The 14,854-nt window shown below is 61.7% G+C and carries 10 protein-coding genes; 5 read left to right on the plus strand and 5 right to left on the minus strand.

Going from position 1 to position 14,854, the window contains the following annotated elements:
- Nucleotides 1–7: 7 nt before the first annotated feature.
- From serS to lrp, 5 genes are all read right to left on the minus strand, one after another.
- Entirely contained in the window at nucleotides 8–1,300 is a 1,293-nt protein-coding gene (gene serS, locus ACJ8IL_RS20535; RefSeq protein ID WP_025302270.1) for a serine--tRNA ligase, read from the minus strand.
- Between the two features lie 109 nt (nucleotides 1,301–1,409).
- Nucleotides 1,410–2,696 carry a replication-associated recombination protein A gene (locus ACJ8IL_RS20540; protein ID WP_049204286.1) on the minus strand — a complete coding sequence of 429 codons (1,287 nt, stop codon included), beginning with the start codon at nucleotides 2,694–2,696 and terminating at the stop codon, nucleotides 1,410–1,412.
- Between the two features lie 67 nt (nucleotides 2,697–2,763).
- Nucleotides 2,764–3,375 carry an outer membrane lipoprotein chaperone LolA gene (gene lolA, locus ACJ8IL_RS20545; RefSeq protein WP_015377319.1) on the minus strand — a complete coding sequence of 204 codons (612 nt, stop codon included), beginning with the start codon at nucleotides 3,373–3,375 and terminating at the stop codon, nucleotides 2,764–2,766.
- Nucleotides 3,376–3,572: 197 nt separating this feature from the next.
- Entirely contained in the window at nucleotides 3,573–7,238 is a 3,666-nt protein-coding gene (locus tag ACJ8IL_RS20550; RefSeq protein WP_442516799.1) for a DNA translocase FtsK 4TM domain-containing protein, read from the minus strand.
- Nucleotides 7,239–7,358: 120 nt separating this feature from the next.
- On the minus strand, nucleotides 7,359–7,853 hold the full coding sequence (gene lrp, locus ACJ8IL_RS20555; RefSeq protein WP_004928318.1) for a leucine-responsive transcriptional regulator Lrp: 495 nt from the start codon (nucleotides 7,851–7,853) through the stop codon (nucleotides 7,359–7,361).
- A gap of 654 nt (nucleotides 7,854–8,507) precedes the next feature.
- Between lrp and trxB the strand changes: the two genes are divergently transcribed.
- From trxB to cydC, 5 genes are all read left to right on the plus strand, one after another.
- Nucleotides 8,508–9,479, plus strand: coding sequence for a thioredoxin-disulfide reductase (gene trxB / locus ACJ8IL_RS20560; RefSeq protein ID WP_442516800.1), 972 nt, complete (start codon nucleotides 8,508–8,510; stop codon nucleotides 9,477–9,479).
- A gap of 75 nt (nucleotides 9,480–9,554) precedes the next feature.
- The gene (locus tag ACJ8IL_RS20565; protein ID WP_308381391.1) at nucleotides 9,555–10,442 is read left to right on the plus strand and encodes a LysR family transcriptional regulator; all 888 of its coding nucleotides are present in this window, start codon (nucleotides 9,555–9,557) and stop codon (nucleotides 10,440–10,442) included.
- A 93-nt stretch (nucleotides 10,443–10,535) separates the two neighbouring features.
- Nucleotides 10,536–11,153: a glutathione transferase GstA gene (gene gstA, locus ACJ8IL_RS20570; protein WP_334273926.1), complete on the plus strand. Its 618-nt coding sequence runs from the start codon at nucleotides 10,536–10,538 to the stop codon at nucleotides 11,151–11,153.
- Between the two features lie 175 nt (nucleotides 11,154–11,328).
- A complete protein-coding gene (cydD, locus tag ACJ8IL_RS20575; RefSeq protein WP_164099909.1) occupies nucleotides 11,329–13,095 on the plus strand; it encodes a heme ABC transporter permease/ATP-binding protein CydD in 1,767 nt (588 codons plus the stop codon).
- A gap of 2 nt (nucleotides 13,096–13,097) precedes the next feature.
- Nucleotides 13,098–14,837 carry a heme ABC transporter ATP-binding protein/permease CydC gene (gene cydC, locus ACJ8IL_RS20580; protein ID WP_442516801.1) on the plus strand — a complete coding sequence of 580 codons (1,740 nt, stop codon included), beginning with the start codon at nucleotides 13,098–13,100 and terminating at the stop codon, nucleotides 14,835–14,837.
- The last annotated feature ends 17 nt before the right edge of the window (nucleotides 14,838–14,854 follow it).

The following is a 14,854-nucleotide window of genomic DNA, read 5'->3' on the forward strand; positions in this document are numbered from 1 at the left end:
TTGCCGTTTAGCCGATGTATTCCAGGCCGCCCATATAAGGACGCAACACTTCAGGCACCTGAATGCGACCGTCGGCCTGCTGGTAGTTTTCCAGCACCGCCACCAGCGTACGGCCGACCGCCAGGCCGGAACCGTTCAGCGTGTGGACCAGACGCGGCTTCTTGTCGGCCTTGCTGCGGCAGCGAGCCTGCATGCGGCGCGCCTGGAAGTCCCACATGTTGGAGCAGGACGAGATCTCGCGGTAGGTGTTCTGCGCCGGCAGCCACACTTCCAGATCGTAGGTCTTGCAGGCGCCGAAGCCCATGTCTCCGGTGCACAGCAGCACCTTGCGGTAAGGCAGATTCAGCAGCTGCAGCACTTTTTCCGCATGGCCGGTCAGCTCTTCCAGGGCATCCATCGAATCTTCCGGACGGACGATCTGCACCATTTCGACCTTGTCGAACTGGTGCATGCGGATCAAACCGCGGGTGTCACGGCCGTAAGAACCGGCTTCCGCACGGAAGCATGGCGTGTGCGCGGTCATCTTCAGCGGCAGAGTTTCCTCTTCGACGATCTCGTCGCGCACCAGGTTGGTCAGCGGCACTTCCGCCGTTGGGATCAGCGCGTAGTTGCTGCTGTCGGCTTCTTCTTCCAGCGGACGGGTATGGAACAGGTCTTCGCCGAACTTCGGCAGTTGGCCGGTACCGTACAGCGTGGCGTGGTTGACCAGGTAAGGCACGTAGGCCTCCAGGTAGCCGTGCTGCTCGGTGTGCAGATCCAGCATGAACTGGGACAGCGCGCGGTGCATGCGGGCGATTTGCCCCTTCATGACCACGAAGCGCGAACCGGTCAGCTTAACCGCGGCGGCAAAATCCAGCCCGCCGGCCATTTCGCCCAGATCGACGTGATCGCGCACCGCGAAGTCGTACTGGCGCGGTTCGCCCCAGCGGGTGACTTCCAGGTTTTCACTGTCGTCTTTACCATCCGGCACGGCGTCGTCCGGCAGGTTAGGCAGCGTCAAAGCGTAATCGCGGATCTCGCTCTGCAGCGTATCCAGCTCTGCCTTGGCGGCATCCAGCTTGTCACCCAGCTCGTTCACTTCGCGACGCAGCGGCTCGATGTCTTCCCCACGCGCTTTGGCCGCGCCGATGGATTTCGATCGGGAGTTGCGTTCCGCTTGCAGCGTTTCAGTTTCTACCTGCAGAACTTTGCGGCGTTCTTCCTGCGAACGCAGCAGATCCAGATCGAGTTTAAAGCCTCGGCGAGCCAGTTTGACGGCGACTGCGTCTAGCTCATTACGCAGCAGATTGGGATCGAGCATGCTAATCCTGTGCTTGTTGTTATTGAAAGAAGTGTTGTTGTTCTATGCGGCTGATTTATAGCCGCATAAAAGAAGAGTGATACCCGCTAACCTTACCGCAACGGCCTCGCTAGCGGTAGCGTTTTGTCGGGCTATTTTGATCCTGCTCAGCCAGCCATGCCAACTTTTCGCCGATTTTCCCTTCAAGCCCACGCGAGGTCGGTTGATAGTAGCGTGTCTTGGCCATTTCGGGCGGGAAATAGTTCTCACCGGCGGCGTAGGCGTTGGGTTCGTCGTGGGCGTAGCGGTACTCCGCCCCCAGCCCCATCTCCTTCATCAGCTTGGTCGGCGCGTTGCGCAGGTGCTCCGGCACGTCATAATCGGCCTGCTCTTTGGCGTCGCGCATGGCGGCCTTGAACGCGGTGTAAACCGCATTGCTTTTCGGCGCGCAGGCCAGGTAAACAATCGCCTGCGCGATGGCGCGCTCGCCCTCTGCTGGCCCCACGCGGGTGAAACAATCCCAGGCGGCGATCGCCACCTGCATGCCGCGCGGATCGGCGTTGCCCACGTCTTCAGAGGCAATCGCCAACAGACGGCGCGCCACATAGAGCGGATCGCCGCCGGCGGTAATGATACGCGCATACCAGTACAGCGCGGCGTCCGGCGCCGAACCGCGCACTGATTTATGCAACGCGGAAATCAGGTCGTAATAACGGTCGCCCTTGTTGTCGAAGCGCGCACTGCGCTCGCCCGACACCTCCTTGAGCAGCTCCGGCGTCAGCACCCGCACGCCTTTGGCGTCGAGCTCCGCCATGTCTGCCATCATTTCCAGGCTGTTCAGCGCCCGGCGCGCATCGCCGCCCACCAACTCCGACAGCAGGCGGCGCGTTTCCGCGGGCAGCTCGACGTTCTGATTGCCAAAGCCGCGCGCCTTGTCGCTCATCGCCTGATCCAGCACCTGGCCGATATCTTCGGCGGTCAGCGCCTTCAGCAGGTAAACGCGGGCGCGGGACAACAGCGCCGAGTTCAGCTCGAACGACGGATTTTCGGTAGTGGCGCCGATAAAGGTGATGGTGCCGTCTTCGATGTGCGGCAGGAAAGCGTCCTGCTGGCTCTTATTGAAGCGGTGCACTTCGTCGACGAACAGGATGGTGCGGCGGCCGGCGTCGCGATTTTGCCGCGCCCGCTCGATCGCCTCGCGGATCTCCTTGATGCCGGAGGTCACGGCGGAGATCCGTTCGACATCCGCCTGACCGTAACGGCCGATCAGCTCTGCCAGCGTCGTCTTCCCGGTGCCCGGCGGCCCCCATAAAATCATCGAGTGCAGCTGCCCGGCCTCGATGGCGCGCGGCAGCGGCTTGCCGGCGGCCAGCAGGTGCTGCTGGCCGATATACTGCGCCAGCGTGGTCGGGCGCATACGCGCGGCCAGCGGCTGGAACTCGTTCTGGGAAAAATCGAGCGACAGATTATTACTCACTTGCACCTCACTGGCGCTGGTCGTCCAGCGTCACCCCCTTCGGCGGGGTAAATTTGAATTTGGCCGGATCGGCGGCAACGTTCTGCTGGCTTTTCAGCGTATAAGCACTACGCTGGCCATCCTGCTCCACCGCGGCAAAGCTGCGGATAGTGCCGCTGTTGGTCACGCTGATGGCGAATTGCTTCAGGTTGCCGCTGGCGGATTTTGGCGTCAGCTCGAAATCATCGCCCTTTTGCTTCACGTTGTACTGCTTCCAGTCGCTGGCGTTATTGCGGGTGATCAGCATAAACGGCGTATTGCCGGTGGCGTTCTTCAGCCAGGTCGCCGTCACCTGCTCGACGAACGGGTTGTAGAACCACAGGGTCTGGCCATCGGAAACCAGCACGCTCTCATCGGGTGACGTCATGTGCCAGTTGAACAGGTTCGGCCGCTTCACCCACAGCTCGCCTTCACCCTGTTGCACCGCGGCGCCTTCGGCGCTGGTCACGGTTTGCGAGAAGCTGGCGTGGAAACTGTTCACCTTCGCCAGGCGACTTTGCAGATCCTGTGCGGCATCGGCCAGCACGGAGGTAGAAGCGAATCCCGAAAGCAGACAGCAGGCAACTAACAGTTTTTTCATTATTCCAGATACCTTATGAAATGCGTTAACCGCAGGGCGACGCCGTGCGGGTCAATCAACCCTTTACTCCGTTACTTTACCTGAAGCCGGCGATCGGCCGGTAGGCCAATGTTCCGAGAAGAAACGGGTTTACGCTTCTTTGCACAAGGGCCGCTTAAGCGGCCCTTTCTTATTGAATTGCAATGGCTAAGCGAGCATCAATCGTGCCGCGGCGGCGCCAGCACCTCGCGGTTGCCGTTGTGCCCCTGCTCGCTGACGATGCCCTGCGCCTCCATCTGTTCGATGATGCGCGCGGCACGGTTATAGCCGATGCGGAACTGGCGCTGTACGCCGGAGATGGAGGCGCGGCGTTTATCCACCACGAAATCCACCGCCTGGTCAAACAACGGATCCAGCTCTTCGTCGCCGTCCATCCCGCCACCGGCACCGCCCTCGCCATCTTCGCCGCCGCTGAGAATGCCCTCTTTATATTGGGGCCGCTCGCGCGCTTTCCAATCCTTGACCACCGCGTGCACTTCCTGATCGCGCACGAATGCGCCATGTACACGCACCGGGATCGAGGAGTTCGGCGCCAGATAGAGCATGTCACCCATACCCAGCAAGGACTCGGCGCCCCCCTGATCGAGGATGGTGCGGGAGTCGATCTTGCTCGACACGGTAAAGGCGATACGCGTCGGAATGTTGGCCTTGATAAGACCTGTGATCACATCCACCGAAGGACGCTGGGTCGCCAGTACCAGGTGGATGCCCGCCGCACGCGCTTTTTGCGCCAGGCGAGCGATCAACTCTTCAACCTTCTTGCCAACCGTCATGATCAGGTCGGCGAATTCGTCGACCATCACCACGATGTACGGCTCTTTCTCCAACACCGGCGGCGTGATGTCCATGCTGTCGGTCGGTTTCCAGAACGGATCCGGGATCGGACGCCCCATCGCTTCGGCCTGATCGACACGCTCGTTGTAGCCGGCCAGGTTACGCACGCCCAGGGCAGACATCAGCTTGTAGCGACGTTCCATTTCGCCCACGCACCAGCGCAGCGCATTGGCAGCGTCTTTCATGTCGGTGACCACATCGGTCAACAGGTGCGGAATACCTTCGTAAACCGACAGTTCCAGCATTTTCGGGTCGATCATGATAAAGCGCACTTCTTTCGGCGTGGCCTTATACAGGATGCTCAGGATCATGGCGTTGACCCCGACCGACTTACCGGAACCGGTGGTACCGGCGACCAGCAAGTGCGGCATTTTGCCCAGATCGGCCACCACCGGTTCGCCGGAGATGTCCTTACCCAATACGATGGACAGCGGCGACGGGTTGTCGCGGAAGGCCGGGCAGTCCAGCACTTCGCGCAGGTACACCGTTTGACGCTTGGCGTTCGGCAGCTCCAGACCGACATAAGGCTTACCGGGGATCACTTCCACCACGCGCACCGCCGAAGTCGACAGCGAGCGCGCCAGATCGCGCGACAGGTTGGAAATGCGCGCCGCTTTAACGCCCGGCGCCAGATCCAGCTCGAAGCGGGTGATGACCGGCCCCGGCAGGATATCCACCACGTCGGCTTTTACGCGGTAATCGGCCAAACTGGCCTCCACCAAGCGCGCTTTCTGTTCCAGCGCGAAGGAGTCGACCGGCTCCACCTCTTTCGGCGCTTCGGTCAGCAGATCCAGCGTCGGCAGCGGCGTGGTCGGCTTCTGCAGCGGCTGATCGTTGCGCATCAGGAACGGGTGAATCAGGCTGTCCATCGCCGGGTGCGGCTCAGCCGGAGCTTGCTGAGGCTGCTGCTGCACCGGTTGCTGTGGCTGCTGATATTGCTGCTGCGACGGCTGTTGATACTGCTGTTGTTGCTGCGGCTGCTGATAAGATTGCTGCTGCGGCTGTTGGTATTGTTGCGGCTGCGCATGCGGTTGCTGGGCAGCCGGCGCCGCAGGCTCAAACTGGCCAAACGGCACGTCGTCCTCTTGCTCGCTTTGCTGTTCAATGCGCTCTTCAAGCTGTGGGGACAGCGTGAACATCGGCTCGCTCGGGCCATCGTCCACTAAATCCGCCATCGGCGAGAAGCTGAAAGCATTACGGGTATCGACCGGGCTGGCGGCCGGCGCCTGCGGGGCAGTCTCTTGCTGGCCGTAGCGTGCCTGCTGCTGCTCGGCGAACGCCTGGCGCAGCGCGGCCTCTTGCAGCGCCTCTTCGTCGTTCTGTTGATAACCTTCGCCATAACGTTGGCTCTGCTGTTCGGCAAACGCCTTGCTCAGCTCAGCTTCCTGCAGGGCGCTCTCGTCATCTTGCTCCGGCGCGTAGCTTTCGCCGTAGCGTTGGCTTTGCTGCTCGGCAAACGCCTGACGCAGCGCAGCTTCCTGCAGCGCCTCTTCTTCCTGCGGATTTATCGCCGTCGGCTGTTGAGGCTCCGCCTGGCGCTGTTCCTGCTCGGCCGCGCGCTGCGAAGGCAGCTTGATGCCGTAGGAAGCCAGCTCGCGGCGGGTCGGAATACGCACCGGATTCGGCCGCGGCAACTCAGGGCCGATACCCTGTTTAACCTGCGAATTGCCGTCGCTGGTGGCCGTGAAGGCCGGCATAAAGGTCGCTGCTGCGGCGCCCGCCGCGGCAGCGGCTGCCGTATCCAGCTGCGGCTTGGCGCCGGTGGCGCTGAAACCACCTGCTCCGCTGACGTCGGCACTGTCGCGCTGCGCGGCGGTAAAATCAAAGGGAGAACGTGCCGGCGGCTGCGGTGCTGTCGGCTCTTGCCAATTGCCGAGGCGCGGCTCATCATCGTCCCGATAAGGATCGGCAGGGCGCGTCGCCTTAGGCGCTGGCGTTTCTTCCGGGATTTCGAAGGAATACAGCGGCGGCGTGGCGTCTTGCGCCGGGGCGCTCACCGGGTGCTGATTGACCGAGGCCGGCGCTGTCGGTGCCACCGTTATCGACGGCGCCTGTGTGGCGATCGGTGCAGCAACGGGCTCGTGGATCTCTGCCGTCACCGCCGGTGCAGGCGAAGCCGCCGGCGCGATTGGCGCGGCGTCGGCTTCAACCTCACTATCGTCGGCTCGCAGGCCGCTGAGCAACGGATCGGCGGCGTCTTCCGCCGCCTCTTTGGCGCTTTCGGTGACCGAAGGTGCGGAGAACAGCACGTCGTCATCGGCAGCCGCGGCTCCGGCGGCGGTCGCCGCAACCGCTGCAGCGGCGCCCTTCCCTGCCTGCTCAGGCTCGTCGTCAACGTAGCGCTCGTCATCCTCGAAATAGCGATCTTCGCGGCGTGAGCGATTGGTCATCACCGTCGCGACACCCAACACCGCACCGCCAATCTTCTCTGCGATCACCAGCCAGGACCAGCCGGTAAACAGCGTCAGCCCCGCCGCCCACACGCACAACAGCGCCAGCGTAGCGCCGATGCCGTTGAACCACGGCAACATGGCGTTGCTCAGCAGGCTGCCGATCACGCCGCCGGAAGCGAAGTAATAGAGATCGTCAACGTTCAGCGCCGCCAACCCACAGGAGGTAAGCACTAATGCCAAGGTGCCGATCAGGCGCAGGGAGAGCGCGAAATAGTCGATGTAGTCTCTGTTGCCGCGCTGGCGATAGGCCGCCCAGCACAGGACCAGCATGATCGGCGGTATCGCGTAGGCGAGCACCCCGAAGGTGAAGAACAGCGTGTCGGCCAACCAGGCCCCAACACCGCCACCCAAATTGTGAATCGGCTCATGCCACGCGGTCTGCGACCAGCTTGGGTCAGACGGGTTGAAACTGACCAGCGCAGCCATGAGGTAAACGGCAAAAATCGCTACCACGATAAGCGCAGCTTCCAGCAAACGCCGGCCACTGCTGAGTCTTTTCAGGGTAACTTCTTTATCTTCTGTATATTCCTGGCTCAAGAAAGGCTCTCCAGGTTCCTGTTAGCTGACATAGCAACAGCGCCGAGAAGCTTCCCCGGCGCCGAAACTGTATGAATAAACAGGAGTGTAACCAATTTAATCAGGTTTTGCACCTGCACCTTACCGTGTTTTGATAACCAGACGGTTACTCTGTTTCACTTCTTCCATCACTACGTAGGTACGGGTGTCGTTAACCCCCGGCAAACGCAGCAACGTTTCGCCCAGCAGTTTGCGGTAAGCCGACATGTCCGGTACGCGGGTTTTCAACAGGTAGTCGAAATCACCGGAAACCAGATGACACTCCTGAATCTCTTCAAGCTTCTGCACTGCCGAGTTGAATTGCTCAAACACGTCCGGCGCGCCGCGGTTCAACGTGATCTCCACGAAAACCAGCAGGGACGCATCCAGATAATGCGGGTTGAGCAATGCGGTATAGCCATGAATGAAACCCTGGCGCTCGAGACGGCGCACGCGTTCTAAACATGGAGTCGGGGATAACCCCACGCGCTTCGAAAGCTCGACGTTCGAAATACGCCCATCCTTCTGCAGCTCATTCAGGATGTTGCGGTCGATACGGTCAAGATCTTTACCCGGGCGTTTCTTGTTGTCTGCCATTATTATTGTCTCTCTTATTTTCTTCCGTGCACTTGCCACACCCTAGCCAACGTCAATGTGTAAGGGTTCGTTCCAAGCGAAGACCCGATGCCTGTCATATGCTTCTTCACTACCATCATTCCACGCCGCGCAGCCTGTCTGTCCAACCCCGCGCAACGCCGGTAACGACGTTTCGGTCGAGAAAAAATCAGCAAACGCTTGCGCGCCCTGCTCCGCACATCCACCGCGTATTGTCGCCTTGCGGCGTAAATACGTACGATTTGCTGGTGTTACGGGGATAATTTCTTCTTCCTATGATGTTTTCGCAAATGCGCAGCGGATTGTCAAAGTAAAAGAAGCAAAATCAGAACAACGTACCGTCATGAAAAGTCTGCATCCCATTTTTGGTTATGAATCGCTGGCAGATAAACCCCGGCAGGGAGCGGCTGAAGTCGCAGAATGCGCCGTTTTTGCGCGGTTGGCGATTCGGTAGCCGAATGCGGCTTTGATAAGGTAAATTTCTGCGTTCGGCGTACGATTTGCCGACAGCGGGTGCATTAATAGGCGACAACTATCATACAAATCGTTAACAACGTCGCCCGGCGCTTTTTTTACTGCGCCATTTTCCCTACAATCGGCTTCATTGTCCGCCATTGTGGAATAAAGAGGTTATTCATGGGCACGGCTAAACATAGCAAATTACTGATTCTGGGCTCCGGCCCGGCCGGTTACACCGCCGCCGTCTACGCGGCGCGCGCCAACCTGAACCCGGTGCTGATCACCGGTCTGGAGCAAGGCGGCCAGCTGACCACCACCACTGAAGTGGAAAACTGGCCGGGCGACGCCGAAGGCCTGACCGGTCCGGCGCTGATGGAGCGCATGCGCGAGCACGCGGAGAAGTTCCAGACTGAGATCGTCTTCGATCATATCAACAGCGTCGATCTGCAGCAGCGTCCGTTCCGCCTGCTCGGCGACAGCGGTGAATACAGCTGCGACGCGCTGATCATCGCGACCGGCGCCTCCGCCCGCTACCTTGGCCTGCCTTCCGAAGACGCCTTCAAGGGCAAAGGCGTTTCCGCCTGTGCGACCTGCGACGGTTTCTTCTACCGCAACCAGAAAGTCGCCGTGGTCGGCGGCGGCAACACCGCCGTTGAAGAAGCGCTGTACCTGTCCAACATCGCCGCCGAGGTTCACCTGATCCACCGCCGCGACAGCTTCCGTTCGGAGAAGATCCTGATCGACCGGCTGATGGAAAAAGTGAAAAGCGGCAACATCGTGCTGCACACCGACCATACGCTGGACGAAGTGCTGGGCGATGAAATGGGCGTGACCGGCGTGCGTATCCGCAGCACCAAAGCAGAAAACGAAACCCGTGAGCTGGAGCTAGCCGGCGTGTTCATCGCCATCGGCCACAGCCCGAACACCGGCATCTTCGGCGGCCAGCTGGAGCTGGAAAACGGCTACATCAAGGTGCAGTCCGGCATTCACGGCAATGCGACCCAAACCACCATCCCCGGCGTCTTCGCCGCAGGCGACGTGATGGATCACATTTACCGCCAGGCGATCACTTCCGCCGGCACCGGTTGTATGGCGGCGCTGGACGCAGAGCGTTACCTGGACGGCATCGCCGGCGCAGAAGTCTGCTAAGACGTTCTCTTCATCAGCAAAAAGCGGCTCTCGAGCCGCTTTTTTTGTCTTCAGCCCCCAGGAGGATGCACGCCGATGCATAATCTTCTTCACTGGCGCCTGCTGGTTGCCGTCGCCGACAGCGGCACCATCACTCAGGCTGCGGCGATCTGCGGTATGACGCAGTCTGCCGCCAGCCAGGCCATCGCTCAACTGGAGACGATGCTGAGCACCCGGCTTTTGGTGCGCCAGCCACACAATGTCGTCCTGACCCAAAGCGGCCTGCAGATCGTCGGCCATGCCCGCTCGATGTTGGCAGGGCTACGGGCCATTCAACAATGCGCGCAGCAAGCCGGTAACGCGCACGCGGGCAAAATACGCCTGGCCAGTTTCCCGTCGGCATTCAGCACGCTGTTGCCGCCGCTGCTGCGCAAATTTCGCCGTCTGTACCCCGACATTGAGCTGATTACGCTCGAGGGCACCGACCACGAAGTGGAGAGCTGGTTAACATCGGCAACGGCAGACATCGGCGTGGTGCTCAATCCGGCACCGGAGCGGCTGTGTTTCCCCTTGGGGGAGGATGCCTGGTTGGCTGTCGTGCCCAGCGCGCACCCGCTGGCGCGAGAACGGCGGCCGGTGGCGCTGGATGCCCTGTTCCGGCTGCCTTTCATCCTGGCGACCGGCGGATGCGATGTGAATGCGCAAAGTTTGGCGCAGCAGTCGGGCCTGGCGCTGGCCGATATCCGCGCCACCGTCAGTGACTGGCAAACGGCGTTGACGCTGGTCAAGGAAGGCACGGGCGTCGCGCTGATGCCCGCGTCCGTGATCCCGCCCGATGCGCTCGGAGTTTGCGCTCTGCCGCTCGTTGCGCCGGTTTATCGCCGTTTCGGCCTGGCCTGCTCATCCGAGGCGGTGACCCAGCCCCCCGTCCAAACCCTGCTGAATTACCTGCGCGAACAGGAGCAAACCCTGGCCAGTCGCTGAGCTAATAGCGGCTTTCTGAAATTTCCATTTCCCCGCCGGTGCCCGCATCGGCATGCTGTGGCAAGCGTTCTCATTGACCCACAAGGAAATAGCATGAAGCTGTATTTTGCTCCCGATGCCTGCTCGCTGGCCCCACATATCGTCCTGCGGGAATTAGCGATCCCTTTCACCCTGATCAGGGTGAACAATCGCAGCAAGCGCTGCGCCGACGGTGAGGATTTCTATCGCATCAACCCTAAAGGTTACGTCGCCGCCCTGCAGCTCGACGACGGCAACGTGATCACCGAAGGCCCCGCCATCGTTCAATTCCTCGCCGACCTGCGCCCAGAATACCGGCTGGCGCCGCCACCGACGGCCTTTGAGCGGGTACGGCTGCAGGAGTGGCTTAATTTCATCACCAGCGAGATCCATGCCGGCGCCGCCCCTTTATTCAATGACGCCCTGCCCGACGGCGCCAAGGCGTTGCTACGCGACAAGTTGAGACGGCGATTGGGTTATCTCGCGCAGGCGTTGGCACAACAAACCTATCTGTTGGGAGCGCATTTCAGCGTCGCTGACGCTTATCTGTTTACCGTGTTGCGCTGGATGGCGCGCTTCGAGATTTCGCTGAGCGAGTGGCCGGCGCTCCAGCATTATGTGGCGCGGATCGCAGAGCGAGCGTCGGTGCACGCCGCTCTGGAAGCCGAGGCCGCGAGTGAGGAAGTCAAATAGTCGGTAACGCGTCTGTTATAGCCACATTTGGCCGCTTTATTATTTTCAGTCTGCCGGGTGACGAGGTAACATGGGACCTCGCTTGTTTGTCGCCGATTGCGCCAAACACTATTATTTAACAGTACGTTAACCCAGCCCGTAACAAACGGGCACCGGCGACGCAGACGCATATCTGATGAAAAAAACCAGACAGCAACAGTTAACCCGTTGGCTTAAAACCCAGAGTTCGTTGGCGCAGCGTTGGCTGCGCCTTTCCATGCTGTTGGGGCTGTTCAGCGGCCTGCTGATCGTGGCGCAGGCATGGCTGCTGGCCAGCCTGCTGCACGCCCTGATCATCGAGCATACCCCTCGCGAACAGCTGATCCCTTCGTTTATCTGGCTGGCCGCCGCGTTCGCGCTGCGGGCGCTGTTAAGCTGGTTGCGGGAACGGATCGGTTTCCTGTGTGGGCAGGTGATCCGCCAGCGTATGCGCCAACAGGTACTGGATAAGCTGCAGCAGCTTGGCCCGGCCTGGATCCAGGGCAAACCGGCGGGCAGCTGGGCCAGCATCATCGTCGAGCAGATCGAGGATATGCAGGATTATTACTCGCGCTATCTGCCGCAGATGTATTTGGCGGTCTTCATCCCGCTGCTGATCCTGATCGCCGTCTTCCCGATCAATTGGGCTGCGGGCATCATTCTGCTGGCGACCGCGCCGCTGATCCCGCTGTTTATGGCGCTGGTCGGCATGGGAGCCGCCGACGCCAACCGCCGCAACTTCGTGGCGCTGGCGCGATTGAGCGGTAATTTCCTCGACCGCCTGCGCGGCCTGGACACCCTGCGGCTGTTCGACCGCGCGCAGGCCGAAACGGCGCAGATCGCCAAATCCTCCGAAGACTTCCGCAGCCGCACCATGGAAGTGCTGCGCCTGGCTTTCCTCTCTTCCGGCGTGCTGGAGTTCTTCGCCTCGATTTCCATCGCCGTGGTGGCGGTGTACTTCGGCTTTTCCTACCTCGGCGAACTCAACTTCGGCAGCTACGGCCTCGGCGTGACGCTGTTTTCCGGTTTTCTGGTGCTGATTCTGGCGCCGGAGTTTTTCCAACCGCTGCGCGATCTCGGCACCTTCTACCATGCCAAAGCGCAGGCGATCGGCGCGGCAGAAGCGCTGGAAACTTTCCTCAGCGCCGAAGGCGAGCAGATGGGCAACGGCACGCGGCAACTGCCCGCCGAGCAACCGCTGACGCTGCAGGCAAACGCGTTGGAAATTCTGTCGCCGAACGGCGTGCTGCTGGCCGGGCCGCTGAGCTTCACCCTGCAACCGCAGCAGCGCGTGGCGTTGGTCGGGCTGAGCGGCGCCGGCAAAAGTTCGCTGCTGAATCTGCTGCTCGGCTTCCTGCCCTATCGCGGGTCATTGACCGTCAACGGCATTGAGCTGCGTGAGCTGTCCGCAGAAAACTGGAGGCAACAGCTGAGCTGGGTCGGCCAAAACCCGCACCTGCCGGCGCAAACCTTGCGCGCCAATATCCTGCTGGGCTGCCCGCAGGCCGACGAAGCGCAGCTTCAGCAGGCGGTGGAACACGCCTACGTCAGCGAACTGCTCCCTTATCTGCCGCAGGGGCTCGACACCGAAGTGGGTGACAACGCCGCTCGCCTGTCGGTCGGCCAGGCGCAGCGAGTGGCGGTCGCCCGGGCGTTGATCGGCCCGCGCCGCCTGCTGCTGCTGGATGAGCCGGCCGCCAGCCTCGATGCCCACAGCGAACAGCGGGTGATGCAGGCGTTGAGTGCCGCTTCGCATCAGCAAACCACCCTGCTGGTAACGCACCAGTTGGAAGACACCGAAGACTACGATCAGATTTGGGTGATGGATAACGGGCGCATCGTGCAACAGGGCGATTACGCCACCCTCAGCGCCCAGCCGGGCCTGTTTGCCACTCTGATCGCCCATCGCCGCGGGGAGCTTTAATCATGCGCGTTTTGCTGCCGTTTTTGGCGTTGTATCGCCGCCATAGCCTGCTGATTAGCCTGGGCATCCTTTTAGCGATCGTCACTCTGCTGGCCAGCATCGGCCTGCTGGCGCTCTCCGGCTGGTTCCTGGCCGCCTCGTCGCTGGCCGGATTGGCGGGCCTGTTGACCTTCAACTACATGCTGCCGGCCGCCGGCGTGCGCGGCGCGGCGATCTTCCGCACCGCCGGGCGCTACGCCGAGCGCGTCGTCAGCCACGACGCCACCTTCCGCGTGCTGTCGCATCTGCGGGTATTCACCTTCAGCAAGATCCTGCCGCTGACGCCGGGCGGCATCGCCCGTTTCCGCCAGGCCGATCTGCTCAATCGCCTGGTGGCGGACGTGGACACGCTGGATCATCTTTATCTGCGGGTGATCTCGCCGCTGATCAGCGCAGCGGTGGTGATCCTGGTGGTCACCTATGGCCTGAGCTGGCTCGATCCTGCGCTCGCCCTGACGCTGGGCGGCATTCTGTTGCTGCTGTTGCTGTTGGTGCCGCCGGTGTTCTATCGCGCCGGCAAACCGATCGGCGGCCAACTCACCGCGCTGCGCGGCCAATACCGTACCGACCTGACCGCCTGGCTACAGGGGCAGGCAGAGCTGGTGGTATTCGGTGCCGTCAACGATTTCCGCCAGACGCTGAACGCCACCGAACAGCGGTGGCAACGCCGCCAGTGGCAGCAGGCCTCGCTGAGCGGCAAGGCGCAGGCGCTGATGATCCTCGCCAGCGGGCTGACGGTGACGCTGCTGCTGTGGCTGACCGCCGCCGGCATCGGCGGCGATACCCAGCCCGGAGCCCTGATCGCGCTGTTTGTCTTCGCCGCGCTGGCGTCGTTCGAAACGCTGATGCCGGTCGCCGGCGCCTTCCAGCATCTCGGCCAGGTGATCGCCTCCGCCACGCGGGTCAAACAGATCATCGATCGTCAGCCGGAAGTCACCTTCCCTGCCGTCGGCCCGGCCGCGGCCGATCGCGCTCAGCTCAGCCTGCAGCAGCTGAGTTTCACCTATCCCGATCAGCCGCAGCCGGTGCTGCGCGACGTCACGCTCGAGGTCGCGGCCGGCGAACACATCGCCTTGCTCGGCCGCACCGGCTGCGGCAAGTCCACCCTGCTGCAGCTGCTGACCCGCGCCTGGCGCACCGACGGCGGCAAAATTCTGCTCAACGGCGAACCGCTGGAGGATTATGATGAAACCACGCTGCGTCGGATGACCACGGTCGTCAGCCAGCGAGTGCATATCTTCAGCGATACGCTGCGGGAAAACCTGCGGTTGGCCGCACCGAATGCCGACGACGCTCGCCTGAGTGACGTACTGCAGCAGGTTGGGCTGGGCAAATTGCTGGACAGCGACGGCGGGCTGAACGCCTGGTTGGGCGAAGGCGGCCGGCAGCTGTCCGGCGGCGAACAGCGCCGACTGGGTATCGCCCGCGCGCTGCTGCATCCGGCCCCGCTGCTGCTGCTTGACGAACCGACCGAAGGGCTGGACGCCGAAACCGAACAGCAGATCCTGGCGCTGCTGCGCCGGCATTGTCAGGGCAAGACGCTGATCCTGGTGACGCACCGTTTGTACGGCCTGGAACATCTCGACCGCATTTGCGTAATGGATGACGGCCAAATTGTCGAACAGGGCGATCACGCCACCCTGATGCGCCAGCAGGGCCGCTATGCACGCTTTCGCAACCGTATCAGCAACCTGGCGCCGTAATCGGCCCGTAGAGGACG

This window comes from Serratia sp. CY47444, assembly GCF_052168635.1.
Lineage (GTDB): Bacteria > Pseudomonadota > Gammaproteobacteria > Enterobacterales > Enterobacteriaceae > Serratia > Serratia bockelmannii.